The 2,977-nt window shown below is 49.7% G+C and carries 2 protein-coding genes and 2 pseudogenes; 3 read left to right on the forward strand and 1 reads right to left on the reverse strand.

Annotation, left to right across the window (positions count from 1 at the left end):
- Nucleotides 1-646 (reverse strand): annotated as a pseudogene (locus INT19_RS17985) (IS630 family transposase); the annotation flags it as partial.
- An 82-nt stretch (nucleotides 647-728) separates the two neighbouring features.
- Between INT19_RS17985 and INT19_RS17990 the strand changes: the two are divergent.
- The 3 genes and pseudogenes from INT19_RS17990 to INT19_RS18000 all read left to right on the forward strand — a co-directional run.
- Nucleotides 729-1,121 (forward strand): annotated as a pseudogene (locus INT19_RS17990) (TIR domain-containing protein); the annotation flags it as partial.
- A gap of 112 nt (nucleotides 1,122-1,233) precedes the next feature.
- Nucleotides 1,234-1,818, forward strand: a complete 585-nt coding sequence (locus tag INT19_RS17995) for a hypothetical protein (RefSeq protein WP_193061741.1) — start codon at nucleotides 1,234-1,236, stop codon at nucleotides 1,816-1,818.
- Between the two features lie 225 nt (nucleotides 1,819-2,043).
- On the forward strand, nucleotides 2,044-2,967 hold the full coding sequence (locus INT19_RS18000; protein ID WP_193061742.1) for a hypothetical protein: 924 nt from the start codon (nucleotides 2,044-2,046) through the stop codon (nucleotides 2,965-2,967).
- Nucleotides 2,968-2,977 lie beyond the last annotated feature (10 nt).

Genomic DNA, 2,977 nt, shown 5'->3' on the forward strand with positions numbered 1-2,977 from the left:
GAACCCTAATACGTTTAGTCTTCGGCTACGAGAGTAGGCGGTCACTTCGCAGGGTTGACCGACAGGGCTCCACGCGTATGGCACTGACGACGATTGTGAAAAGCCTGACTCATCAAAATAGTAAAGCTCGTGCTCGCCTTCGTCTTCCTGCTGCTGAAGCGCCTTAAGGAGGCCCTGAGTATTGCGGAAATCCCTTTCGTTACGCCGTGCCTTCAGTGAATGACGAATGCGCTTGAAGCTGAGATCATTTTTTTTTCAACGCCCGGCGAAGGGTCACCGTGCTAACTGTCTTGCCAGTCTCTTCCTGAAACCGAGCCTGTAAGGATCGAATCTGATGAGGCTGCTCAACAACCATTTCTTTCAATCGCTGGTTGTCGTGCTCGTCCAGAATAGGTGTCCGACCACTGCGGGGCTTATCGGCGAGCCCGTCAAGCCCCAACGTTTCCCATTGTTTGAGCCATCGAGAGACGGCATCGCGGCGAACCTGCAGAATGTCACTGATCTGGTTGATGGTATGGCCCTGACCACTCAGCAGGATGGCATTCGCACGTCGACGTAAAGCCCGCTTCTCGCTTTGGTGATAGGCCTTGGTTAGTGCCTGCTGCTCAGACTTTGTGAGAGGATCAACAAAGCGACGCCTTGCCATAGGTTTATCCGTATCAGTGATTTTAAAATCGATGTTACACGGAAATTTGTGATCAGGCACTTACAAGTATGTTTGGAAGGTCAATCAAATACGTAGCATCCCTAATGTAACCGGAACTGCAGCAGCGGGATTCCAAGACGCCTCTTTGTGGGAGGAGGCAAAGAAAAAAGGTGACAAAGAAATTAAAAAAATGATCGACGAGGCGCTCGTACGCACCTCAGTGACTGTCGTCTTTGTTACTTATGGTACTAAAGACCGTAAATATATTGATTATGAAATAGAGCAATCTTTAGCTAGGGGGAATGGCCTCGTAGCTGTACAAATTCATCACTTGAAAGATAAAGATGGCAATACTGGTTCTCCAGGAGCGATACCGAGTCAGGTCGAAAAAAATGGCTTTAAGGCATATAAGTATACAAATTCAGAAGATCTTTCTAAGTGGATAGAAGAAGCAGCAAAGCTTGCCGGAAAGTAAGTTATAACGATCACATGCACTCGGGCAGCAATAAGCGCCGCTCCTTCGACGCTCTGTTTATTGCTGCCGGTCATATGAGGCATTAGGCGAATTGTTGACTTAGGGGAGTCGTATGTCGATTCAAAAAGAAAGACAGTCAGAGCGTCAAACGAAGGTATTAGGCAGAATTTGTAGCTTTACCGCCTCAAACGATGATCTTTTCTCAGTGCTCGTGCCATTATCATTCTTACTTCTTGTTGTGCTGGCTTTATTAGGGAAAGCTGCAGAGATGGCCGTTGTGGCGGGCTTCTCTGCTGTTTGCATGGCGTTTCTGAGGTTGGAAAATTTTTCTGAGTTCAGCGGCGTAGGCTTTTCCGCAAAGCTTCGCGATGTGGCTAAAAAGGTCGAGGCAATGGCAGTTAGAGAAACTGAAGTCGATGCTGACGATGTCTCTGACGCTCAATTTGGGAAAATCGCCACGATTCAGGTTTCTGCTCAAGAGCGAGAGGCATTGCAAGCGATCGAAGACAGTCCTTTCACTTTCAGAACGGCGACCGGTCTTGCTCAGAATTTAGAGCTTTCCGTATCTGCCGTGCGACAGCTCATGGCTGGCTTGGAAGAAAAGGGTTTAGCATCCCAAATTGTCACATCACGCCGATCAATTGCATGGAATATTACCGCTCAAGGTCGTAACTACCTTTTGAGCATGGCCAAGTGAAGAGATTGCCTAACAATCGCAGGCACAGCTACGGCTTTTCCATTGCGGCTGCGCCTTCATTACAAAGTTGCACGTACTGCGGGCGTTAAAGCGCTATATCAACGGCTCCTAAAAGACCGCTCCTGGCCGAAACCAGCCTTTCCAGTTTCTGATGTAGCGGGACTGTGCAACGTGCAGGCTTTTGCGGCAAAGTATGGGGCAGCTGTAGATTGCAAGGAGATGCGGATGTCCGCCGCCAGTACCTATCGTCATTATCCCAGTTTCACACGTCGTTTCACCCGCTCCATCCTGAAGCAGGTAGGGTTGCCCAAGAAGCATGAAAAGGAAGTGTTTCTTGATCTGGTAGAAGACCCCAGAACCATGACCAGTATCAACGGTGAGGCACTTGTGCTCGAATACTGGCATGAGCGTCAGGGGCGAATCATCGTGCCGGAACCCTCGCTTTCGGCCTGGTTACAGCAGGTGTCTTTGAGCAAGGTGCAAGGTGATTCGTTTGCCTGGCCATATGAGTTCAGTACGATTTCTCTGCCGACTGCCCAGCTGTTTGAAGGCTATACCATTGAAGGCGTGATGGTGAGCTGGATGCAGGCGTCCTCTCTTCAACAGCGGTATGATGATTTTCTCCGCCAGTATGGTTCTTCTTTCCAGATGGAAGTGCCTGCCTCTCAGCCGGAGCAGTGGTTAACTATCAGTATTCATAATCCGCTGGAGCCTCAGTCGACCCTTAATCCTTCCCTTTTACGGGCAGCTTTTACGCCGGAACAGCTGACGGATTTTATCAACCGGGAAGCCATGAAGACCGTTGGGCTATCCGGTATGTCTATGAACGCCGATGAGCAACGCATCCTGAATGCCGTGATTCGCTATGTGGTCTCGCTGGGTATGTATTTGTCTGCCTACCCGGAGTCTCTTAACAGTGGCGTGCCATCGTATATGAAAAATAAGCACCCCAGTGGCAAGGGCGGTATGCCCTTTGCGCAGGTGGAGTACGACAGACATGATCGCGAACTGGTGGCCGCCATGGTGTCACCCCATTCCGTTTCACCTTACTGGCGGCAGCTGCGCGATGAACGTTTTTACCGAGGCAAATGGAAAAGTCATCGTCGTGGAAGCCGTTATCAGTTAGCGCGGAAAACCTCGTACTTTTAGTGCGAGGATG

It is taken from the genome of Halomonas sp. 3A7M (assembly GCF_014897875.1).
Lineage (GTDB): Bacteria > Pseudomonadota > Gammaproteobacteria > Pseudomonadales > Halomonadaceae > Vreelandella.